Genomic DNA, 21,285 nt, shown 5'->3' with positions numbered 1-21,285 from the left:
TTATATATATGCATTTTATAATACTAACATAGCGAAAATTTAGAGTCAAACTTTTTTGGATAATAGTATGTAGTAGCCTTTTTTCTTTACAGCCACTTCGACATTTCCAAATAACAGCTCTAGTTTATCCATGGCGGAAGGAGCGCCTTGCTTTTTTTGAATGACAACCCATAGTTCTCCACCAACTACCAAACTTCGATAGCTTTCTTCCAGTATTTCGTGGACTACACTTTTACCTGCGCGAATGGGAGGGTTCGTAAGAATTGCAGCGAACTGTTCAGAATCTACTTTTTCAAAGCGATCGCTTTCATATACTTTTACATTAGCGATCCCATTTGAAGCGGCATTTTCCTTCGATAATTCAACTGCCCGGCTATTAATATCTATCATTTCTACCGTTCTTTCGGGATAAGCTGCAGCAATCGATATCCCAATGGGTCCATAACCACAACCGACATCAAGAATATTCCCTTTTACAGCTTCATTTAGATTGAAGGTTTCTACCAAAAGACGAGAACCAAAATCAACCTCTTTTTTTGAAAAAACGCCATTATCACTTTTAAAATGGTATGTGCGTCCTTTTAGTTTGAAATCCCAAAATTTAGGATTGCTTTCGACATCCGGTTTTTGTGAGTAGTAATGCTCTGTCAGAGTCATCTCCCCCTATCAGAAAGGAATATTGAAGATTAAACGAGAGAAGAGATTTGAAGAATGGATACTTGCATGTCTTAAAGTTTGTATACTTTCCTACCAAACCATCTTTCATTTTTGTCTTTAAAATGAAGAGAAAAAAGCTCGCCAGTGATAGCGAGCTTTTTTGTTTATGCAAGATTACTTAACTTCAACGCCAGCTCCAACTTCTTCAAGTTTAGCTTTAAGTTCTTCAGCTTCCTCTTTAGAAACGCCTTCTTTGATTGCTTTTGGAGTGTTATCAACAACTTCTTTTGCTTCTTTAAGTCCAAGACCAGTAGCTTCACGTACAGCTTTGATAACTTTGATTTTTGAATCTCCAGCAGATGTAAGAACTACATCAAACTCAGTTTTTTCTTCAGCAGCAGCGCCACCAGCAGCAGCTACAGCTACAGGTGCAGCAGCAGTTACGCCAAATTCTTCTTCGATTGCTTTTACAAGGTCGTTTAATTCTAGAACAGTCATGTTTTTAACTGCTTCAATGATTTGATCTTTAGTCATTGTTATTTCCTCCTCGAAATGGTTGGTTTTTTTTGTTCAATAGGCAGGATAAGCGGTTAGCTTACGCGCCTTGTTCTTCTTTTTGTTCTGCAACTGCTTTTGTAGCAAGAGCAAGACCGCGCATAGGTGCTTGTAGCACACTTAGCAACATTGAAAGTAGGCCTTCGCGTGAAGGTAGTTCTGCAAGAGCTTTAATGTCTTCAGCAGATGCAACATTTCCTTCGATAACTCCAGCTTTAATTTCTAACGCTTCATGTTTTTTCGCAAAATCGTTAAGGATTTTAGCTGGCGCAATAACATCTTCATTCGAGAATGCAATTGCATTTGGTCCTGTTAGAGATTCGTTTAAAGAGCCAAGTTCAGCACTTTCAGCAGCACGACGAGCCAAAGAGTTTTTGTAAACCTTGAACTCAACGCCAGCTTCACGAAGTTGCTTACGAAGTTCTGTTAATTCAGCAACAGTCAATCCACGATAGTCAACAACAACTGTGGATTTGCTAGCTGTAAATTTACCAGTAATCTCAGCAACGATAGTTTGCTTTTGTTCAATAATTGCGTTCATCCTTACACCTCCTGTAGATTTGCTTGAAAACATTTATACCGTTTCAAAGAAAAAGCCTTCATCTCTATTGCAGACATGAAGGCAGTAATTTCAAAGGTCATAGTCAACGACTATTTTTATCGAATTACCTCGGCAGGGAATTAAGCTCATATAGAGCACCTACTGTCTTCGGTACAAATGATATTCATTTATCACAACAAAACATATTATAACAAGAATAGTTTTGATATGTCAAATTTATTTATTGAAAGAAGAAGAATCAACTTTCACACCAGGACCCATTGTAGTAGTTACAGAAACGTTTTTCATGTAAGTACCTTTAGCAGCCGCAGGTTTAACTTTCATTAATGTATCATAGATAGTAGTGAAGTTTTCCACTAGTTTAGCATCTTCGAAAGATACTTTACCGATTGGAGCATGGACGTTACCAGCTTTATCTACGCGGTATTCAACTTTACCAGCTTTGATTTCATTAACAGCTTTAGTTACATCAAATGTAACTGTGCCTGTTTTAGGGTTTGGCATTAAGCCTTTAGGTCCTAATACGCGGCCAAGTTTACCAACTTCACCCATCATGTCAGGAGTCGCAACGATTACGTCGAATTCGAACCATCCTTGTTGGATTTTGTTGATGTAGTCAGATTCGCCAACGAAGTCAGCACCAGCAGCTTCAGCTTCTTTTGCTTTTTCGCCTTTTGCGAATACTAATACACGTTGAGTTTTACCAGTTCCGTTCGGTAGCACAACTGCTCCACGAATTTGTTGGTCAGCTTTCTTAGGATCTACTCCTAAACGGAAAGCAACTTCAACTGTCGCATCGAATTTTGTGAAATTTGCTTTTTTTGCAATTTCAATTGCTTCTGTTACAGCGTATGCTTTTGAAACTTCAACAAGCTTAGCTGCTTCAAGATACTTTTTACCTTTTTTAGCCATGATATAAATCCTCCTAAATTGTGGTTTTAACGGTAATACCTCCCACGAATAAAGGTTGCGAGTATCAATCGCAACCCCGTAGAAACAAATAACAATTACATGGATTAGTCTTCGATGACAATACCCATGCTGCGAGCAGTACCTTCAACCATACGCATTGCAGCTTCAACGTTTGCAGCGTTTAGGTCAGGCATTTTAGTTTCAGCAATCTCGCGCACTTGATCACGCTTGACTGTAGCAACTTTTTTACGGTTAGGTTCACCAGAACCAGACTCGATACCTGCTACTTTCTTAAGTAATACAGCAGCGGGTGGAGTTTTTGTAATGAATGTAAATGAACGGTCTTCAAATACCGTGATTTCAACAGGAATAATTAGACCAGCTTGGTCTGCTGTACGAGCGTTGAACTCCTTACAGAATCCCATGATGTTAACACCAGCTTGACCTAATGCAGGACCAACCGGCGGTGCAGGATTCGCTTTACCAGCAGGAATTTGCAATTTAACCATTTTAATTACTTTTTTAGCCACGAGACACACCTCCTTATAAGTCCGTGATGTGGTAATAGGGATATACCCTCCCACTCATCTTGAATTCTTTATATATCAATAAAGAATTCTTGTATCGTTGAGGCCTAAAAATTTGAAACATACTGACCTTTGAAATTCTACCACTTTCAAAAGGCTTTTTCAAGTTTTTTTCCGTTTATAATTTTTCCACTTGATTAAAGTCTAGTTCTACCGGCGTATCTCGGCCAAACATATTAACAAGAACTCTGACTTTTCCTTTATCTGTATCTAATTCTTCAATTGGACCCGCGAAAGTTGCAAACGGTCCTTCTTTCACTTGAACAGTGTCTCCAACTTCAAAGTCGATGTCATATTTGCTTTCGTCGACACCCATACGTTTAAGGACAACTTCTATTTCTTCATCAAGTAGTGCTGTCGGTTTAGATCCCGCTCCTGACGAACCGACGAAACCTGTTACGCCAGGTGTATTACGGACTACATACCATGAATCGTCCGTCATGATTATTTCCACTAGTACGTACCCTGGGAAAACCTTCTTCTTCGTTACTTTCGTTTTGCCATCTTTTACTTCTGTTTCTTCTTCTTCAGGAACTACTACGCGGAAGATTCTATCTTCCATCCCCATTGTTTCAACACGTTTCTCTAGGTTGGCCTTAACCTTGTTCTCATAGCCTGAGTAGGTGTGAACTACATACCAATTCTTTTCCATATCTTTTAGGACTGTGACGTCCTTCCCTCCCTGCAATCAATCATATTCTTTAAGGAACTTTATTTTCTAACGAACTAGCCAAAATTAACATCCTGTACGATCCGGATTCTCCTATAGATTGAACAGCAATGCTAGAGTTTGAACTTTTTCTTAAAAAAGACAAATTAAAAAACCCGTTTCCGGGCTTTTCTGCTGACACATATTATTCTATCACTATTATACCTTATTTTCGAATCTCTTATTCAATAACTAAGCGAATTAATTCGGAAATGCCCATATCGACCACTAGAAAGAATAAAGCCATGAACAGAACAGTCGTTACTACAACGATTGTGTATTTGGTTAATTCTTTGCGTTTCGGCCAGCTTACTTTTCGCATTTCGCGTGTGACTCCGCTGAAAAATCCGGTTAAGCGTTTCATGAATGTATCCTCCAAGCATTAGACTGCTTCTTTCAATCTATTTAAAAAACGGTTATTTTGTTTCCCTATGATTCGTATGTGAATTACAGGTGCTGCAAAACTTCTTTAACTCTAATCGTTCAGCGCTGTTAGACTTGTTGCTATCATAATTATAATTTCTTGAACCGCAATCGGTGCAAGCTAGTGTGATTTTTTTTTGCATTTGAAACACCTATCCTATCTACTATATCCATAAAACCTTATCACGGCTGTCTTTTATTGTCAATAACAAAGGGGATTGCCACCTCGATCGTTGTCAACTCAATTAGCCTTGTCAAACCATTGCGAATGCAACAATCAAGTGGAGTTAGTGACAGATGAAATGAAGCGGAAAAAGCGGAGGGACTATAAACTGATTTCCCTTACTTCCAGATAACGCTCGAGCTTTCTTTTCACCCTCTGGAGGGCATTATCGATTGACTTCACATGACGGTTTAGCTCTTCAGAGATTTCCTGATAGGTTTGCCCATCTAAATAAAGAGCTAATACCTTTCTCTCTAAATCACTTAGAAGCTCGGCCATCTTCAATTCGATATCGTCAAACTCTTCTTTGTTAATAATCAGTTCTTCTGGGTCTAATACTTTTGTACCCGATATAATATCCATAAGAGTACGGTCGGACTCCTCATCATAAATGGGCTTGTCCAGGGAAACATAGGAATTGAGCGGGATATGTTTTTGACGTGTTGCTGTTTTAATAGCTGTGATGATTTGTCTCGTAATACATAGTTCAGCAAATGCTTTAAAAGAAGAGAGCTTATCACCTTTAAAATCACGGACAGCCTTATATAAACCAATCATGCCTTCTTGAACGATGTCTTCCTTATCTGCACCTATTAAAAAATATGTCCTTGCCTTCGCCCTTACAAAATTACGATACTTTTGAATCAAATAATCTAGCGCCTCACTGTCTCCAGTGTGTACTAACTCAATCAACTCTTCATCATCAAACTGCAGATATTTTTCGTTCAGTTTCATTCCGAAATTGAGACCCAAATTATATCCCCCTGACCTGACTCAGATAGAAATATTATACAGCAGGTAAATTTTGCCCGTCAATGGTTCAAATTTTACCCCGACGCCATTTTTCGAATATTTCCGCTACTTCTTCACTCAAAGGGATTTTAGCCGTAGATTTTATTGCCGTTGTTTTTTGCACATCTTTTTTTATTTCACCCTGAATTTCTTCCATATCCATCAACAGTTCACGGGCAGACTTTCTTAGGGCCCCTTGGCCAAAGATGACCCATTGCTCCGTAAAGTCAGAAGTAGCCACTTGAATCTGCGTTTTGATATTATTCAGTTCTATCGCCATTTTTTCGATTCTCTCATCGGCAGTTTCATTTTCTTTTGTAAAAATTATGTCGACTTTATGATTTTTGAATATCCGGGCTGTTCCTTGGACATATTGGGCATCAAATACGACGATAACCCTGGATCCAGTAAAGGCTTGATATTCTGCCATCATTTCTATCAGGCGGTCTCTTGCCGCAGCAAGATCTCTTTCTTTCAATTCTCTCAGTTCCGGCCAGGCTCCAATGATGTTGTAACCGTCCACTAACAGAATATTCATCTCATTACTGCCCTAGGGGATTTCTTTTTCGATAGACCTCATACATCAATAAGCTTGCGGCGACCGATGCATTTAATGATGTTACTTTCCCGACCATAGGGAGGCGAATTAGGAAATCACATTTTTCTTTCATTAACCTGGCCATTCCCTTGCCTTCGCTTCCAATAACAAGACCAATTGGCATCTTACCGTCCATGTTCCGGTAATCATCGCTACCTTTCGCGTCAGTACCCACTATCCAGACTCCACGTTCTTTTAACTCTTCCACCGCTCTAGCTAAATTCGTAACCCGTGCAACCGGAATATACTCAATTGCCCCTGTGGATGCTTTCGCTACCGTCGCCGTTAGCCCAACTGCTCTACGCTTTGGAATGATAATTCCATGAGCACCGACTGCATCTGCCGTTCTCATGATTGACCCTAAGTTATGTGGATCTTCTACTTCATCTAAAATCATGAAAAATGGTGCTTCATCGCGTTCAGCCGCTCTTGCGAATAAATCGTCTAACTCTACATAATCGTAAGCCGCTACTTGTGCAATGACACCTTGGTGAATTCCCTCTACCATTTGGTCTATTTTTTTCTTTGGCACGATTTGTACGAAGACTTTCTTTTCTTTTGCTAGACCGATCAGAGGAAGCATGGACCCTTTTTGCGAGCCCTCTGAAATCCAAATTTTATTAATATCCCGTTCGGAACGCAGTGCTTCCAAGACGGGGTTTCTTCCAATAATATATTCTTCACTCATGGGTTATTTCCCCTTTTCTTCTTCTATGAATTCAATTGATTTTTCAATAAGTACTTCCATTCTTTCAATTCGCCCTGATAAGTATAAAAAGCCCATAAGTGCCTCAAAGGCTGTACTGTACCGATAGGTTTGCACATCTGTATTCTTCGGCACCGTCCCGGACTTGGCGTTGCGGCCCCTACGAACGACAGCAGCCTCTTCTTCGGACAGCCAATCTGATTCTATGAAAAAATGTATGATTTTACTCTGCGCTTTAGCCGATACAAAGGATGTTGCTTTTTTATGAAGCAGATTAGGCTTAACCGCTCCATTTTGAATAAGATGATGCCGTATGTAGGTCTCATATACGGCATCTCCCATATAGGCTAGAGCAAGACTATTTAACATTTTTTCGTCTATTTTATTATCGTATTGAAGCATCTTTTACCCTCTTTTCCATCTTGTACCTTGAGGGGTATCCTCTAATATAATGTTCATGCTTTTTAGACGGTCACGAATCTCATCAGATAACCCAAAGTTACGGTCTTTCCTTGCTTGAATTCTTTGCTGGATCAGACCTTCTATTTCTTCGTCCAATAATCCTTCTTCTTCTTCTTCAAGCGATAAACCAAGAACGGAGAAAAGAGTTTCAAATTCACCAAGAAAGGCTTCAATGACTTCCTTGTTAGTATTCTTCTCCATCAAGTAATAATTCGCTTGTTTGGATAGTTCGAAAAGAATGGATATCGCGTTTGCTGTATTGAAATCGTCATCCATTTCCTTAATGAACTGTTCATGCAGTTCGCCAACCTTCTGTAACCACACATCATTATTCTCTGTTAACCCGCCGCTTACTTGAAGGCGGTGCTTCAGGTTTTGATAAGAAGTTTTCAAACGATCGAATGCAGCCATTACATTTTCCAGCAATTCTTCGCTGTAATTGATTGGATGACGGTAATGCACGGATAACATGAAGAAACGTAATACTTGTGGGTCGTGCTTCTGGATGATGTCATGAACAAGAACAAAATTACCCAAGGACTTTGACATCTTTTCATTATCTATATTGATATACCCATTGTGCATCCAATAATTAGCGAATGACTTTCCTGTTAACGCTTCTGATTGGGCTATTTCGTTTTCATGGTGGGGGAAAGCTAAATCTTGCCCACCCGCATGAATATCGATGGTGTCGCCAAGGTACTTCTTAACCATTGCCGAACATTCTATATGCCAGCCTGGACGACCCAATCCCCATGGACTTTCCCAAGAGATTTCGCCCTCCTTCGCCGCTTTCCAAAGAGCAAAGTCTAATGCATCCTGCTTCTTCTCACCGACTTCAATACGAGCTCCGACCCGTAGTTCATCAATGGACTGATGAGACAGTTTCCCATACCCGTCAAATTTACGAGTGCGGAAATAGACATCCCCATCCGATTCGTATGCATATCCCTTATCAATCAACGTCGAAATGAATTCAATAATCGTATCCATGTTCTCCATCACGGTTGGATGTGCATCCGCTTTTTTGCAGCCAAGGGCTGAAACATCTTCAAAGTAAGCCTTTATAAAGCGTTCTGAAATGGTCGGGACATCTTCTCCCAATTCTTTAGCCGCTCGTATCAGCTTATCATCAACATCCGTAAAGTTCGAAACAAAGTTAACTTCATAGCCTCTGTAATCCAAGTATCTTCTTACAGTGTCGAATACGATTGCTGGTCTCGCATTTCCGATATGAATGTAGTTATAGACTGTAGGTCCACAAACATACATTTTTACTTTTCCCTCTTCCATCGGGACAAAGGTTTCTTTCTGTCTAGTCGCTGTGTTATATATTTTTATCGCCATATTATAAACTCCTTTCTTCCTGCTTCTGTTTTGCTAGCTCCAATTTTAAAGCTTGGATTTCTTTATCCATTACCTTTAAACGGTCAGCAATTGGATCAGGAAGATCTGAATGATTTAAGTCTTTCTTTATTTTGACGCCATCTTTAATGACTACTTTTCCAGGTATGCCGACCACTGTTGAATTAGCGGGTACTTCCTTCAATACGACCGAACCGGCACCGATTTTGGAGTTTTCACCGACTATAATAGAACCAAGTACCTTGGCTCCAGTTGCTATCAATACATTATCTTTTATCGTAGGGTGGCGTTTTCCTTTTTCCTTTCCCGTTCCTCCAAGTGTTACCCCTTGAAAGACAGAGACATTATCACCGATTTCACATGTTTCACCAATGACGATACCCATTCCATGATCTATGAAGAAACGACGGCCTATGGTTGCCCCAGGGTGAATCTCTATCCCGGTAAAAAAGCGACTGATTTGTGATACGCTTCTAGCCAGGAAAAACAGTTTTTTCTTATATAGTATATGAGCCATCCGATGACTCCAAATGGCATGCAACCCTGCATACGTCAATATAACTTCCAAATAACTACGCGCAGCAGGATCTTGATCAAAAACCACTTCGATATCTTCTTTAAACATCTTTAACATGATGATTCCCCCCTATGCTCCATCCTTTTAATTTTAAAGCATATAAAAAAGCGTCTCTGTCCATATAGACAGAGACGCTTTAAGCGCGGTTCCACTCTGTTTGGAATGAGTATAGCAGGCCAAAAAGGCGAACTGGTCCATCCCCAACTTTTATCCCTGTAACGGAGGATATTCCGCCTGTGCCTACTATAGGTTAGTTCAGCAAAGGACTCAAGGGTGCATTTCAGAAAACGAGAGGCTTAAACCATTTTCAGCAGGTTATGGTTCTCTCTAAAAAGCTTCGTTTACTTACTTCTCCCCATCTACGCGTTCTTTTGTAAGATTATTAATTACTATATTACATTTTTGTCTAATTGTTAACATTAAATACTCATGATGCGTTGTTTAATTTTTTCCTTACCTAGTAGAGAAATCGCTTTTGGAAGGTCAGGACCATGAGTTTGTCCAGTCACCGCTGCACGGATTGGCATGAATAGTTTTTTACCTTTATGCCCTGTACTTTTCTGTACCGCTTTAATGGACTTCTTGATTTCGTCGGCCTTAAACTCCTCAAGTTCTTCGATTTCTTTAAGGAAGGCTTCCATGACTTCAGGTACTTGTTCCTCTGCTAGGACTTCCTTCGCTTCAGGCTCATATTCCAGTTCATCCTTGAAAAATAGCTCTGAAAGTTCTACGATTTCCGCCCCATAGCTCATCTGCTCTTGATAAAGAGAAACTAGACCACGCACCCATTCTTCTTCTTCCGGTGAACGAGTTGCAGAAATCTTGCCTGCCTTCACTAAGTGAGGAATGGACAATTGTACCGCTCTTTCCTCATCCAATTGCTTCACATATTGATTATTCATCCAAGTAAGCTTTTGCTTATCGAAAAGTGCCGGTGATTTGGAAAGACGGTCCGCTTCGAAAAGTTTAATGAACTCTTCCTTAGGGAAAATCTCTTCCTCACCGCCTGGTGACCAGCCCAGTAAAGCAATAAAGTTGAATAAAGCTTCAGGCAAGTAACCTAACTCTTCATATTGTTCGATAAATTGGATAATTGATTCATCGCGCTTACTTAATTTCTTCCTGCTTTCATTGACGATCAGAGTCATATGTCCGAACACAGGGGGCTCCCAACCGAATGCTTCGTAAATCATAAGTTGCTTAGGTGTATTAGAAATATGATCATCACCACGAAGAACATGCGAGATTTTCATCAGGTGATCATCAACCGCTACTGCAAAATTATACGTCGGGATTCCATCTTTTTTAACAATGACAAAATCTCCAAAGCCATCCGTTTCAAATGACACATCGTCCTTAACCATATCATTGAAAGTAAGGACTCTGCCCGAAGGAACGAGAAAGCGAATACTCGGTTTTCTGCCTTCAGCCACGAGTTTCTCTTGGTCTTCAGCCGTTAGATGGCGGCACTTACCGGAATACTTAGGTGTTTCGTTCCGTTCAACCTGCCCTTCACGTTCTGCTTCAAGCTCTTCTTCCGTACAATAGCATTTATAAGCCAACCCTTTATCTAGAAGCTCTTGGTACAGTTCTCGATAAATATCATTCCGTTCTGACTGACGATACGGTCCATATTCACCGCCAATGTCTACGCCTTCATCCCAATCCATTCCGAGCCATTTTAAATATTTCAGCTGGCTTTCTTCGCCACCTTCAATATTTCTTTTTTTATCGGTATCTTCAATGCGGATAATGAATTTACCGCCATTATGACGTGCATATAAATAATTAAATAAAGCAGTCCGAGCATTTCCTATATGTAAATGTCCAGTCGGACTTGGTGCATAGCGAACACGAATATCGCTGTTCATGATATATAGAGACCTCCCAGTCTTTCTTTTCTACGTTTTATTTTACCATTTAACCTCAAGGTAATAAAGGTTTCCACTCAAAACGGAATTCAGCTAGTTTTAACCAGCAAGACAACGGCCTGCGCTGCAATGCCTTCGCCTCTACCCGTGAATCCTAGCTTCTCGGTCGTTGTCGCCTTTACATTAATTTGACCTACTGAGGTATCCAAGAGTTCCGCGATCCTTTTACGCATTTCTTCAATGTATGGAGCCATTTTTGGGCTTTGTGCAATGATGGTACAATCTGCATTACCTAATTCATAGCCTTCTTTTTTGACGATTGCCCAAATATACTGCAATAACTTAGCAGAATCGGCATCTTTAAATTCCGGATCAGTATCGGGGAAATGCTTGCCGATATCGCCTTCACCAATTGCACCTAAACAAGCATCTGCAACCGTGTGCAGCAATACATCCGCATCCGAATGACCAAGCAGCCCTTTCTCATGAGGAATCGTTATCCCTCCAATTATTAAAGGCCTGCCTTCAACAAGCTGATGTACGTCATAACCCTGTCCTATTCGAAACATCTCATTCTCCCCTATCTTCACTTTTCATTTGTTGCTTATGTAAAATCGCATCGGCAAAATATAAATCTTCCTGAGTCGTGATTTTAATATTATCATAATTGCCTTCAATTATGACTACCTGTTCGTTGATTCTTTCTAACAAACTTGAATCGTCCGTACCTAGGAATGATGCCGCTTCCGCTTTTTCATGAGCGTTAATTAATATAGATGCACGAAAAGCTTGTGGCGTTTGTACGGACCACAAGCTTGATCGTTCAACTGTTTCCATGACTGATCTGTCTTTTGCCTTTTTTATCGTATCCTTCACTGGGACCGCGATGATTGCTCCACCATGGAGACTTGCTGCAGAAGTTAAGTCACTAATTTGCTTTTGGTCGATAAAAGGACGTGCTCCGTCATGGACTAGGATTATTTCCTCTCCTACATGTTTCAATGCATGATAAACGCTCTGTTGACGTTCTTTGCCACCCGCTACAAGCTTCTTGACCTTCTTAAATTCGAAAGAGGCTATCATTTCCTTGAAATAATCCTTTTCTGCCGGATTTATCGAAAGGATAATTCCCCGGCAGTTTGGATCCTCCTCAAAAACGCGAAGTGTATATACAATAATCGGGGTACCCGATAATTCGATAAAAAGCTTGTTCTTGCCGGCCTTCATTCTCTTTCCTTGTCCCGCTGCAGGTATCACTACTTCATAAAACATAACAGTTTCTCCTACTCTTCTTTATAATGCTTTTTCTAATAGTTTAGGTTTAGCAAAAATCATTCGACCTGCTGATGTTTGAAGGACGCTTGTCACAAGTACGTCAATGCGTTTTCCAATATAATCACGTCCGCCTTCGACAACAATCATTGTCCCATCATCTAAATAGGCAATTCCCTGATTCTGTTCTTTCCCATCCTTAATGACTTGCACATTCATTTCTTCCCCAGGTAGTACAACTGGTTTAACTGCATTCGCCAAGTCATTGATATTGAGGACGGCTACATTTTGAAACTCACACACTTTATTAAGATTGAAATCATTGGTAACAACCATACCGCCTGAAATCTTAGCGAGCTTCACTAGTTTACTATCGACTTCCTGGATGTCCTCAAAATCGCCTTCGTACATTTCTACTTTAATGGGAAGGTCCCTTTGAATCCTGTTAAGGATATCAAGTCCTCTCCGACCCCGGTTTCTTTTCAATGCATCCGAGGAATCAGCGATGTGCTGAAGCTCATTTAACACGAATTGAGGTATCACAATGGTTCCTTCAAGGAAGCCTGTCTGACAAATATCCGCAATTCTCCCATCAATGATAACGCTTGTATCGAGGATCTTCAACCGCTTGCTGTCACTTTCCTCGTCCTCCTCAGCCAATCCCCCATCAGAAGCTTTTTTCTTATTGTTTTTTGAGAAAAGACTCAGTAGTTCATCACGTTTCTTAAAGCCCACCTGAAATCCTAGGTAGCCAAACAAAAGCGTAAGAATAATAGGGACGACCGTATTTAGTATCGGAACTCGAATCGCACTGAAGGCTGACCCTACCAAAAATGCCGCAAGCAGACCAACTAAAAGCCCCACGCTTCCAAAGATTATATCTGTGATTGGAAACTTAACTAGCTGCTCTTCTAACCACTTCATAAAATAGACCACATGATCCACTGCCCAAAAAGTTATAAGATAAAAGATAATAGCGCCCAACAGTACACTCACATAAGGATTGTTTAATAAAGCAATATCGTCTGCATGAACAACAATTAATAATTCAGGAATAAGTAGCATACCAAGCGTCCCACCAAATATTAAGAAACATGCTTGTATAATGCGTTTTAACATTCCCTTTCACCTCCCTCTTCTCATTATTGACCAATACAAAAAAAATGAAACCACTGAAAATTCGTTTTCATTACATATCTGGAAATTCACCGAAGAACTCGTGATTTATGCATATAGTCATCGTACTTTTTCGTAATTTTAGCCTAGCATTCCGCGTTTTGAGTGTCAAAAATAAACACTATTCAATTTCAAGGTAAAATAGGAATATCTAGAAGGCCAATCAGTATCTTACATCCTTCGGTTTGTGACAAGTTGGTTTTTTAAAATACGAAGTCCTTCTTTAATTTTATTGGCTCTAACTTCCCCAATCCCTTCCACTTCATCTAGTTGCTCCACCGTCGCCTTATTGATTTCCTTAAAACATTCAAATTGCTTTACCAGATTATCGATGATCAAACCTGGTAATCGGGGAATTTTATGAAGAATTCGATAACCCCTGGCATGTACAGGAGCATCTAGATGGATGTGACCCTGGTATCCCAGTATCTTCAGCAGTATACTTTCATCAAGTTTTTCCTGCATGGCTAGCTCTTGAAGACGGAAAATGATTTCCACGGGGTTTTCTTCCTTGTTAGAGGCGTAATCCTTGATGAGCCATTTTCCTTCTGTTTCGATATCTGCCAGGATTTCATACATCTGAAGGCGAATCAGCCGACCTTCCGTACCTAGCTCATTGAGGTAGGCCAGTAACTCCGCTTTGATTCGAAGAACCATTACATACCGGTGAAAGACTCGTAAAAGATCCTCATAAGTAACTACTTCCTCGAATTCCAAGGCACCTAATACCGAAATGCTCTGCTGTAAAACGACCTTATACTTTTCTAAGGTCTGAATGGCTAGATTGGCTTTAGCTAGAATCACTCCGATATCTTTAAGGGCATATCGGAAATTCCCCTGGTATAGTGTGATAACTGTCCTTCTCTGCGAGATGGCAATGACTAATGACTTGGTTTCCCTTGCGACCCTCTCTGCAGTTCGGTGCCTCATGCCCGTTTCTGTGGAAGGCGTGCTGTTATCGGGGACTAACTGGGCATTAGCGAAAATGATTTTGTCCGCATTTTCATTTAAAATAATGGCCCCGTCCATCTTGGCTAACTCATATAATGTGCTTGGGGTGCAGTCGCAATTAATCTCGAAGCCGCCATCCACTATCGCTCGTACTCTTTCATTATATCCAACAACGATTAAGCCACCTGTATTGGCCCTCAGCACATTTTCAATCCCTTCTCGAAGCGGGGTACCTGGGGCTACAATTTGCAAAATCTCCAATTTGGTTTTTTCATGTCCTTTTTTCTCTGTCATCTTTACCCCCCTAACGAATGGTGAAGAGCCTCCGAAACTGATGAAACCCCAATGATCTTAATGCCCTTTGGCGCAGTCCATCCCCCAATGTTATTAGCCGGGATGATCACACGTTCAAATCCAAGCTTCGCCGCCTCCTGTACACGTTGTTCGATACGGGATACCCTTCTAACTTCACCCGTCAAGCCTACTTCACCAATGATGCAATCGGTTGGGTTGGTGGACTTGTCGCGGAAACTCGATGCGATACTAATGGCGACAGCCAAATCAATGGCCGGTTCATCCAATTTAACTCCACCCGCAACTTTTAGGTAAGCATCTTGGTTTTGTAGGAGCAAGCCAACTCTCTTCTCCAAAACAGCCATCAAAAGGGAAACTCGATTGTGATCAATTCCTGTAGCCATTCTTCTCGGGTTTCCGAAGCTCGTCGGTGATATCAAAGCTTGAATTTCTACAAGTACCGGTCTTGTACCTTCCATTGAAGCCACAACGGTGGAACCAGAGGCTCCTTGGGACCGTTCCTCAAGGAAAATCTCGGATGGATTCGCCACTTCTTCCAAACCATGTTCCTTCATCTCGAAAATTCCCATCTCATTAGTCGAACCAAATCGATTCTTGACTGCACGGATAATTCGATATGTATGGTGTCTCTCTCCTTCAAAATATAAAACTGTATCCACCATATGCTCAAGCAGACGGGGCCCAGCAATCGCCCCTTCTTTTGTAACATGTCCAACAATGAAAATAGCAATTCCATTGGTCTTAGCTATCCGCATTAAGGAAGATGTACACTCCCTTACCTGGGAAACACTACCCGGAGCTGATGTCACTTCTGAATGATACACGGTTTGAATGGAATCAATAATGACCAAGTCCGGTTTTACATCTTGGATCGCCTCTTGGATATAGTCCATATCCGTCTCGGCATAAACCAGAAGATTCTCCGACATAGCGCCTAACCGATCCGCTCTTAACTTGGTTTGTTTAATGGATTCTTCACCAGAAATATACAATACTTTTTTCTGTTTATGGGCCAGCTGCGAAGACACTTGCAATAGCAGGGTTGATTTGCCTATCCCAGGATCTCCACCGATCAAGACAAGTGAGCCTTGGACAATCCCGCCGCCAAGTGCACGATTCAATTCCGCTAAATCTGTCGTAATCCGAGGTTCCTTGTCCGATTGAATTGTCGTAATTGGTGTCGCCTTCTCACGCTGTGCAGACCCCCGTACTTCAGAATGAGTAAATGCTCCCTTTCGTGCGGGCTTCACGATTTCAGTTTCTTCCACCATTTTATTCCATTCCCCACACCCTGGGCATTTTCCCATCCATTTCGCTGACTCATATCCACAAGACTGACACATGAACTTCGTTTTCTTTTTTGCTGCCATAATAACTCCTCTTTCTTTTTCCTCAAAATACCCATATAAAAGATATTATATGCCGGTTTTATTTAATCCTTCTTATTCAAAAAAATTTTCTCATTTGCTATATAGTGGCTTCCTTACTTACATTTTATCTATGAAAAAAAACAGAGGTACACTGCTAAAAAGTCTGAGTGTACCTCGAAGTTTAAAAATTAGCTTATTCACTTATATTGACGGGTTCGCCTTGTCTAACCATGAATTTACCATCCACTACATCCATTACGACTGTTTGCCCTTTTTTCACATTTCCCTTGAGCAATTCCTCAGATAGGTAATCTTCAACATGCTTTTGAAGCGCTCTACGGATTGGTCGTGCCCCATATTCCGGGTCGAATCCTTCCGTCGCTACTTTTTCTCTAGCTGCATCTGTAAGCTCTAAGAAAATCTCCTGTTCTTTCAAACGAGAAATTAGTTGATTGGACATCAACGTAACAATTTGCTTCAAATGGTCTTTTTCTAATGAATGGAAGACGATCGTCTCATCTATACGGTTCAGGAATTCAGGACGGAAGGCACGTTTCAGTTCTTCCATAACTTTCCCTTTCATATTTTTATAGTCTTGACCAGTATCTTGAATATTGAAGCCTACATACTTATCCGTTTTCAATGCAGAAGCCCCAACATTCGAAGTCATGATCAGGATCGTATTCCTGAAATCAACCGTGCGGCCTTTTGAATCCGTCAGTCTTCCATCTTCTAGAACTTGTAGAAGAATATTAAATACATCTGGATGTGCCTTTTCAATCTCATCAAGTAGGACGACGGAATATGGCTTTCTTCTTACTTTTTCAGTCAGCTGTCCGCCCTCTTCATACCCCACATAACCTGGAGGAGAACCCACTAAGCGAGACGTTGAATGCTTCTCCATATACTCGGACATATCAATCCGAATCATCGCGTCCTCATCGCCAAACATGGATTCCGCCAATGCACGGCCAAGCTCCGTTTTACCGACTCCTGTTGGTCCCAAGAAGATGAATGAGCCGATTGGTCTCTTAGGATCCTTCAATCCGGCTCTTGCACGTCGTACAGCTTTGGAGACAGCTATAACAGCCTCTTCCTGCCCAATCACACGATCATGTAGGATAGATTCCATATTTAGCAGCTTATCAGACTCGGTTTGTGCCAAACGAGTAACCGGCACACCAGTCCAGCTCGATACGACATTGGCAATATCCTCCACTGTCACTTCACTGTTCTCCTGCCCCTGCTTTTCTTTCCACGTTTTCTTGGTTTCTTCCAATTGTTCTCTTAAACGTTGCTCCGTATCACGAAGGGAAGCAGCTTTTTCAAATTCCTGACTTTGAACAGAAGCATCCTTTTCCTTGCGAACTTCATCTAATTTCACTTCAAGTTCTTTTAGGTTTGGTGGTGTAGTATATGAACGTAGACGCACTTTCGAACCTGCTTCATCAATCAGGTCGATGGCTTTATCCGGAAGGAAACGATCGGAAATATATCGATCAGATAATTTAACTGCGGCATCGATGGCCTCATCTGTAATCGATACACGGTGATGCGCTTCATAACGGTCACGTAATCCCTTTAGAATTTGAATCGATTCTTCATTTGTTGGTTCATCAACTTGGATAGGTTGGAAGCGACGCTCGAGTGCAGCATCCTTTTCAATATATTTACGGTACTCATCCAAAGTTGTTGCACCGATACATTGTAATTCTCCGCGGGCCAAGGATGGTTTAAGAATATTCGATGCATCGATGGCACCTTCTGCCCCACCTGCTCCTATCAATGTATGCAATTCATCAATAAACAAGATGATATTCCCAGCCTGACGAATTTCATCCATCACTTTCTTTAACCGGTCCTCAAATTCACCACGATATTTCGTCCCTGCTACGACAGTTCCCATATCTAGCGTCATTACACGTTTATCACGTAGAATTTCAGGAACCTCGTTATTAATGATTTGCTGGGCAAGGCCTTCTGCAATGGCGGTTTTACCCACTCCAGGCTCCCCGATTAATACGGGATTATTCTTAGTTCGACGGCTTAGTACTTCAATGACACGTTGAATTTCTTTGCCTCTGCCAATGACAGGATCTAAACTGTCTTCGCGAGCGATTGCAGTTAGGTCCCGAGCAAGACTGTCAAGAGTCGGTGTGCTTGCGTTAGATGTGGTCGAACCTTGATGCCCACCTGATTCATTACTGCCTAGGAGCTGTAATACTTGCTGACGTGCCTTATTTAAACTCACACCAAGATTATTTAGCACACGGGCCGCTACGCCTTCCCCTTCTCGAATCAGACCAAGGAGTACATGCTCTGTCCCTACATATGAATGACCTAATTTTCTTGCCTCATCCATAGACAGTTCAATGACTTTCTTCGCTCTTGGAGTATAATGAATCGTTTGCGCAGTGTCCTGACCACGCCCAATCAAGTTTTCTACCTCTTTTTGAATTTTTTCTGGGCCTAATCCGAGGGCGAATAACGCTTTGGCGGCAATTCCGTCTCCCTCACGCACTAAACCTAATAGGATATGCTCCGTGCCAATATTATTATGACCTAACCGGATAGCTTCTTCTTGGGCTAATGCTAATACTTTCTGGGCTCTTTCAGTAAAACGACCAAACATCATAGGGAATTCCTCCTTTAGAATTTTCGTTTTGAATAGCTTCTTTCATTCCACTTTAGCAGAAGCTTTGCTTTACTTGTATAGTGTGAACATTACATGAAAAATCGCTTTTTTTATGAAATGGAGGATTCCGTGAAATCCAAGTGTTCTCGTATAAGAGCTGCTCGGCGGATATCCCTTTCATGAGTTCTTAAAGGTCCGCCTGCGTATTTTTGTAAAAACCCTGGCTGAGTTAGAATCATCAACTCATTTAGGATACTTTTAGAAATGTTTTTTATATAGCCTATATCAATTCCTAATCTAACATCGGAGATACAGGCGGCGGCTTCCTTAGTCCCAATGATTCGAGAATTCGATAAAATTCCATATGATCGAAAAACTCTATCCTCTAATTGTATGTGAGAGGTCTTCACTAATGCATCCCTTGCTGACCTTTCTTGGGCAATGATTTGCTGAACTACACTCGTTAGGTCTTCCACAATATCCTTCTCCGACTTTCCAAGAGTAATTTGGTTGGATATTTGAAAGATATTTCCTAAAGCTTGACTGCCCTCTCCATAAATCCCTCGAACGACAAGGCCCAATTGGTTAATAGCCGGTATAATGTGATTCATTTGCTGAGTAAGTACAAGACCTGGAAGATGCATCATCACCGAGGCTCTCAACCCTGTTCCCACATTAGTTGGACAGCTGGTTAAGTACCCTCGCTCTTCATCATATGCATAGTCTATGGATTCTTCAATCCAATCGTCAAGAACATTTGCAAGCCTTAGGGTTTCCTTAAGCTGTAACCCTGACATCAAACACTGAATCCTAAGGTGATCCTCTTCGTTAACCATGATGCTTATTTCTTCATTTTCTGAGAGAAGACATGCACCTTTTGCCGATTCTTCCACTAGGTGGGGACTGATTAAATGCTTCTCGACAAGTACTCTCTTTTCCAGTGACTTTATTTGATCGATTTCAAGAAGTTCAAGTTTCCCAATTTCCGGTGTGACTTCTTTTTCGATTCTCTTCTTAACCAATTCAATAATTTCTTTTGCCTCATCATTTGAAAAGGCGGTAGGGAAGGTGAAGTCTTTAAAATTTCTGGCTAACCGAATTCGGGAACTTAATACAATATCCATTTCAGGACCTTCATCATTCATCCATGAACTCAATGCGTTCTCCATAAACTTTTCTAAACTCATGATTCATCGCTCCCCTCCTGTGCCTCATACCTTTTTTCAAGGGAACGTACTTTATCTCTGACTTCTGCCGCTTTTTCGAATTCCTCTTGATCGATGTGGAGCTTTAAATTCTGTTTCAAGTCTGAAATTTGTTTCCGAAGATAAATACTACCACCGATTCTTTTTGGAATTTTTCCGATATGAGCTGTATTGCCGCTATGAACCCTTTTTAAAATCGGATTTAACTGGTCATTGAAAGTTTTATAACACTCAGCACAACCAAATTTACCAATATGGACGAATTCTTTATAAGAACGATGACAATGAGGACAGCGTTTTTCTTCTTTCGTAGGAAATGAATTAGTCTTTGTCTGTTGAATATTCGACTCGATATTCAACAATCCTGCTAATAAATTATTTATTGAAAATCCATGCCCACCTGCATCCATGAACATCTCACCTTTTTCCTGAGCACATTTCTCACAAATCATAACTTCATTCTTTTTTCCATTAATGATTTTGGTAAAGTGAAGAGTCGCAGGCCTTTGATGGCATTCTTGACAAATCATCATTCATCACCTCTGCCATTTTATTTATATTTTAAGGTTGTAAGCATTGCAGTTAGAATTCGTGCCCTTAATTCATCACGATCTGGTAAATCTATATAAATCACTGATCTATCAATGACACTCATCATAATCTTGGCTTCTCTTTCATTAATGACTTCTTCGCTCATCAGTCGGGCAATTACGCCTTCAGCCATAGATTGAGGTACTCTAGAACCAATTAGTGATAATAATTGATTAATGAGTTGCACGTAATCCTGGGATTTCACCTTCATTATCCGAATATACCCGCCACCACCGCGCTTACTCTCTACAACATAGCCTCTTTCGATTGTAAACCTTGTATTAATTACGTAATTGATTTGAGAAGGAACACACTGAAATTTATCTGCTATTTCGCTTCTTTTAATTTCTAAGATATCTTTCTGACTTATTTCTAGTACTTGCTTTAAATAAGTTTCGATAATATCAGATATGTTTCTCACTCGACCTCCTCCAATCTGACTTTGACTATATTTGACTATAATTATACAAGGAAAAGCACATAATGCAAATTAAAACGCACTAATTCTTCTTTAATAACTATTTTCTCCAAATTATATGTATTTACATACCCATTGCACACACTAAAATTAAAATATCTTACTAATTACCCTCAATGATTCTCTTTAAAACCTTATGTATTTTAATAACCTAACTTCTAAAACGCAAAAAAGGCCAGCACAATGGCTGACCTTTGAAATGGCTTGGCGGCGTCCTACTCTCACAGGGGGAAACCCCCAACTACCATCGGCGCTGAAGAGCTTAACTGCCGTGTTCGGAATGGGAACGGGTG

Annotated in this window: 24 protein-coding genes, 1 rRNA gene and 2 other annotated features; all 25 genes read right to left on the bottom strand. The window is 40.7% G+C overall.

Translation table 11 applies throughout. The annotated features are described in order from the left end of the window. Window positions 1-45 precede the first annotated feature (45 nt). A complete protein-coding gene (locus ACQKL5_RS20000) occupies window positions 46-651 on the bottom strand; it encodes a class I SAM-dependent methyltransferase (protein ID WP_427610647.1) in 606 nt (201 codons plus the stop codon). A gap of 180 nt (window positions 652-831) precedes the next feature. After that, window positions 832-1,191 carry a 50S ribosomal protein L7/L12 gene (gene rplL, locus ACQKL5_RS19995; protein ID WP_402875724.1) on the bottom strand — a complete coding sequence of 120 codons (360 nt, stop codon included), beginning with the start codon at window positions 1,189-1,191 and terminating at the stop codon, window positions 832-834. A 61-nt stretch (window positions 1,192-1,252) separates the two neighbouring features. Beyond that, window positions 1,253-1,753: a 50S ribosomal protein L10 gene (gene rplJ / locus ACQKL5_RS19990; RefSeq protein WP_427610619.1), complete on the bottom strand. Its 501-nt coding sequence runs from the start codon at window positions 1,751-1,753 to the stop codon at window positions 1,253-1,255. A 39-nt stretch (window positions 1,754-1,792) separates the two neighbouring features. After that, window positions 1,793-1,943 (bottom strand) — a sequence feature (ribosomal protein L10 leader region). A gap of 47 nt (window positions 1,944-1,990) precedes the next feature. Next, window positions 1,991-2,686, bottom strand: coding sequence for a 50S ribosomal protein L1 (rplA, locus tag ACQKL5_RS19985; RefSeq protein ID WP_427610618.1), 696 nt, complete (start codon window positions 2,684-2,686; stop codon window positions 1,991-1,993). Window positions 2,687-2,790: 104 nt separating this feature from the next. Continuing rightward, window positions 2,791-3,216, bottom strand: a complete 426-nt coding sequence (rplK, locus tag ACQKL5_RS19980) for a 50S ribosomal protein L11 (RefSeq protein WP_053349074.1) — start codon at window positions 3,214-3,216, stop codon at window positions 2,791-2,793. 175 nt (window positions 3,217-3,391) lie between these two features. Then, window positions 3,392-3,925: a transcription termination/antitermination protein NusG gene (gene nusG, locus ACQKL5_RS19975; RefSeq protein ID WP_427610616.1), complete on the bottom strand. Its 534-nt coding sequence runs from the start codon at window positions 3,923-3,925 to the stop codon at window positions 3,392-3,394. Window positions 3,926-4,163: 238 nt separating this feature from the next. Continuing rightward, the gene (gene secE / locus ACQKL5_RS19970) at window positions 4,164-4,346 is read right to left on the bottom strand and encodes a preprotein translocase subunit SecE (protein ID WP_427610615.1); all 183 of its coding nucleotides are present in this window, start codon (window positions 4,344-4,346) and stop codon (window positions 4,164-4,166) included. A 52-nt stretch (window positions 4,347-4,398) separates the two neighbouring features. After that, window positions 4,399-4,548: a 50S ribosomal protein L33 gene (gene rpmG, locus ACQKL5_RS19965; RefSeq protein ID WP_402971004.1), complete on the bottom strand. Its 150-nt coding sequence runs from the start codon at window positions 4,546-4,548 to the stop codon at window positions 4,399-4,401. Between the two features lie 182 nt (window positions 4,549-4,730). Beyond that, window positions 4,731-5,363, bottom strand: a complete 633-nt coding sequence (gene sigH / locus ACQKL5_RS19960) for an RNA polymerase sporulation sigma factor SigH (RefSeq protein WP_402875764.1) — start codon at window positions 5,361-5,363, stop codon at window positions 4,731-4,733. A gap of 85 nt (window positions 5,364-5,448) precedes the next feature. Further along, the gene (locus ACQKL5_RS19955) at window positions 5,449-5,958 is read right to left on the bottom strand and encodes an NYN domain-containing protein (protein ID WP_427610614.1); all 510 of its coding nucleotides are present in this window, start codon (window positions 5,956-5,958) and stop codon (window positions 5,449-5,451) included. Window positions 5,959-5,962: 4 nt separating this feature from the next. Then, on the bottom strand, window positions 5,963-6,706 hold the full coding sequence (rlmB, locus tag ACQKL5_RS19950; protein ID WP_427610613.1) for a 23S rRNA (guanosine(2251)-2'-O)-methyltransferase RlmB: 744 nt from the start codon (window positions 6,704-6,706) through the stop codon (window positions 5,963-5,965). 3 nt (window positions 6,707-6,709) lie between these two features. After that, window positions 6,710-7,126, bottom strand: a complete 417-nt coding sequence (locus tag ACQKL5_RS19945) for a Mini-ribonuclease 3 (RefSeq protein WP_427610612.1) — start codon at window positions 7,124-7,126, stop codon at window positions 6,710-6,712. Between the two features lie 3 nt (window positions 7,127-7,129). Beyond that, window positions 7,130-8,533, bottom strand: a complete 1,404-nt coding sequence (cysS, locus tag ACQKL5_RS19940; RefSeq protein WP_427610611.1) for a cysteine--tRNA ligase — start codon at window positions 8,531-8,533, stop codon at window positions 7,130-7,132. A gap of 1 nt (window position 8,534) precedes the next feature. Continuing rightward, entirely contained in the window at window positions 8,535-9,185 is a 651-nt protein-coding gene (gene cysE / locus ACQKL5_RS19935; protein WP_427610610.1) for a serine O-acetyltransferase, read from the bottom strand. 67 nt (window positions 9,186-9,252) lie between these two features. After that, window positions 9,253-9,499 (bottom strand) — a binding site (T-box leader). Between the two features lie 48 nt (window positions 9,500-9,547). Continuing rightward, window positions 9,548-10,999, bottom strand: a complete 1,452-nt coding sequence (gene gltX, locus ACQKL5_RS19930; protein ID WP_427610609.1) for a glutamate--tRNA ligase — start codon at window positions 10,997-10,999, stop codon at window positions 9,548-9,550. An 89-nt stretch (window positions 11,000-11,088) separates the two neighbouring features. Beyond that, complete coding sequence (gene ispF, locus ACQKL5_RS19925) at window positions 11,089-11,568, bottom strand: 2-C-methyl-D-erythritol 2,4-cyclodiphosphate synthase (protein ID WP_427610608.1); 480 nt, start codon at window positions 11,566-11,568, stop codon at window positions 11,089-11,091. A 1-nt stretch (window position 11,569) separates the two neighbouring features. Next, window positions 11,570-12,271, bottom strand: coding sequence for a 2-C-methyl-D-erythritol 4-phosphate cytidylyltransferase (ispD, locus tag ACQKL5_RS19920; RefSeq protein WP_427610607.1), 702 nt, complete (start codon window positions 12,269-12,271; stop codon window positions 11,570-11,572). Between the two features lie 21 nt (window positions 12,272-12,292). Continuing rightward, window positions 12,293-13,390, bottom strand: coding sequence for a PIN/TRAM domain-containing protein (locus ACQKL5_RS19915; RefSeq protein ID WP_427610606.1), 1,098 nt, complete (start codon window positions 13,388-13,390; stop codon window positions 12,293-12,295). A 228-nt stretch (window positions 13,391-13,618) separates the two neighbouring features. Continuing rightward, window positions 13,619-14,692 (bottom strand): DNA integrity scanning diadenylate cyclase DisA, encoded by a 1,074-nt coding sequence (disA, locus tag ACQKL5_RS19910; RefSeq protein WP_427610605.1) that lies wholly within the window; start codon window positions 14,690-14,692, stop codon window positions 13,619-13,621. A 2-nt stretch (window positions 14,693-14,694) separates the two neighbouring features. Beyond that, window positions 14,695-16,083 carry a DNA repair protein RadA gene (gene radA / locus ACQKL5_RS19905; RefSeq protein WP_427610604.1) on the bottom strand — a complete coding sequence of 463 codons (1,389 nt, stop codon included), beginning with the start codon at window positions 16,081-16,083 and terminating at the stop codon, window positions 14,695-14,697. A gap of 193 nt (window positions 16,084-16,276) precedes the next feature. Next, window positions 16,277-18,718, bottom strand: a complete 2,442-nt coding sequence (gene clpC, locus ACQKL5_RS19900; protein WP_427610602.1) for an ATP-dependent protease ATP-binding subunit ClpC — start codon at window positions 18,716-18,718, stop codon at window positions 16,277-16,279. Window positions 18,719-18,828: 110 nt separating this feature from the next. Then, complete coding sequence (locus ACQKL5_RS19895) at window positions 18,829-19,905, bottom strand: protein arginine kinase (protein WP_427610600.1); 1,077 nt, start codon at window positions 19,903-19,905, stop codon at window positions 18,829-18,831. After that, window positions 19,902-20,453: a UvrB/UvrC motif-containing protein gene (locus ACQKL5_RS19890; protein ID WP_427610599.1), complete on the bottom strand. Its 552-nt coding sequence runs from the start codon at window positions 20,451-20,453 to the stop codon at window positions 19,902-19,904. The genes ACQKL5_RS19895 and ACQKL5_RS19890 overlap by 4 nt, the downstream gene beginning before the upstream one ends. Before the next feature lie 20 nt (window positions 20,454-20,473). After that, a complete protein-coding gene (locus tag ACQKL5_RS19885; RefSeq protein ID WP_402970961.1) occupies window positions 20,474-20,935 on the bottom strand; it encodes a CtsR family transcriptional regulator in 462 nt (153 codons plus the stop codon). A gap of 259 nt (window positions 20,936-21,194) precedes the next feature. Further along, window positions 21,195-21,285: ribosomal RNA gene (rrf, locus tag ACQKL5_RS19880) — 5S ribosomal RNA — on the bottom strand; the annotation flags it as partial.

It is taken from the genome of Peribacillus sp. NPDC097675 (genome assembly GCF_050277655.1).
In the GTDB taxonomy this organism is placed as follows: Bacteria; Bacillota; Bacilli; order Bacillales; family DSM-1321; genus Peribacillus.
The sequence above is the reverse complement of the archived record's forward strand: the minus strand, read 5'-3'. Positions and strand labels throughout refer to the sequence as shown.

Excerpts from the sequence above, each read along its gene's own strand:
- secE (WP_427610615.1), bottom strand. The coding sequence starts at position 4,346 with ATGAAACGCTTAACCGGATTTTTCAGCGGAGTCACACGCGAAATGCGA.
- rplJ (WP_427610619.1), bottom strand. The coding sequence starts at position 1,753 with ATGAACGCAATTATTGAACAAAAGCAAACTATCGTTGCTGAGATTACT.
- ACQKL5_RS19890 (WP_427610599.1), bottom strand. The coding sequence starts at position 20,453 with ATGATTTGTCAAGAATGCCATCAAAGGCCTGCGACTCTTCACTTTACC.
- ispD (WP_427610607.1), bottom strand. The coding sequence starts at position 12,271 with ATGTTTTATGAAGTAGTGATACCTGCAGCGGGACAAGGAAAGAGAATG.
- ispF (WP_427610608.1), bottom strand. The coding sequence starts at position 11,568 with ATGTTTCGAATAGGACAGGGTTATGACGTACATCAGCTTGTTGAAGGC.
- cysE (WP_427610610.1), bottom strand. The coding sequence starts at position 9,185 with ATGTTAAAGATGTTTAAAGAAGATATCGAAGTGGTTTTTGATCAAGAT.
- rlmB (WP_427610613.1), bottom strand. The coding sequence starts at position 6,706 with ATGAGTGAAGAATATATTATTGGAAGAAACCCCGTCTTGGAAGCACTG.
- rplL (WP_402875724.1), bottom strand. The coding sequence starts at position 1,191 with ATGACTAAAGATCAAATCATTGAAGCAGTTAAAAACATGACTGTTCTA.
- rplA (WP_427610618.1), bottom strand. The coding sequence starts at position 2,686 with ATGGCTAAAAAAGGTAAAAAGTATCTTGAAGCAGCTAAGCTTGTTGAA.
- clpC (WP_427610602.1), bottom strand. The coding sequence starts at position 18,718 with ATGATGTTTGGTCGTTTTACTGAAAGAGCCCAGAAAGTATTAGCATTA.
- rpmG (WP_402971004.1), bottom strand. The coding sequence starts at position 4,548 with ATGCAAAAAAAAATCACACTAGCTTGCACCGATTGCGGTTCAAGAAAT.
- disA (WP_427610605.1), bottom strand. The coding sequence starts at position 14,692 with ATGACAGAGAAAAAAGGACATGAAAAAACCAAATTGGAGATTTTGCAA.
- gltX (WP_427610609.1), bottom strand. The coding sequence starts at position 10,999 with ATGAACAGCGATATTCGTGTTCGCTATGCACCAAGTCCGACTGGACAT.
- nusG (WP_427610616.1), bottom strand. The coding sequence starts at position 3,925 with ATGGAAAAGAATTGGTATGTAGTTCACACCTACTCAGGCTATGAGAAC.
- ACQKL5_RS19945 (WP_427610612.1), bottom strand. The coding sequence starts at position 7,126 with ATGCTTCAATACGATAATAAAATAGACGAAAAAATGTTAAATAGTCTT.
- radA (WP_427610604.1), bottom strand. The coding sequence starts at position 16,083 with ATGGCAGCAAAAAAGAAAACGAAGTTCATGTGTCAGTCTTGTGGATAT.
- sigH (WP_402875764.1), bottom strand. The coding sequence starts at position 5,363 with ATGAAACTGAACGAAAAATATCTGCAGTTTGATGATGAAGAGTTGATT.
- cysS (WP_427610611.1), bottom strand. The coding sequence starts at position 8,533 with ATGGCGATAAAAATATATAACACAGCGACTAGACAGAAAGAAACCTTT.
- ACQKL5_RS19915 (WP_427610606.1), bottom strand. The coding sequence starts at position 13,390 with ATGTTAAAACGCATTATACAAGCATGTTTCTTAATATTTGGTGGGACG.
- ACQKL5_RS19955 (WP_427610614.1), bottom strand. The coding sequence starts at position 5,958 with ATGAATATTCTGTTAGTGGACGGTTACAACATCATTGGAGCCTGGCCG.
- ACQKL5_RS19895 (WP_427610600.1), bottom strand. The coding sequence starts at position 19,905 with ATGAGTTTAGAAAAGTTTATGGAGAACGCATTGAGTTCATGGATGAAT.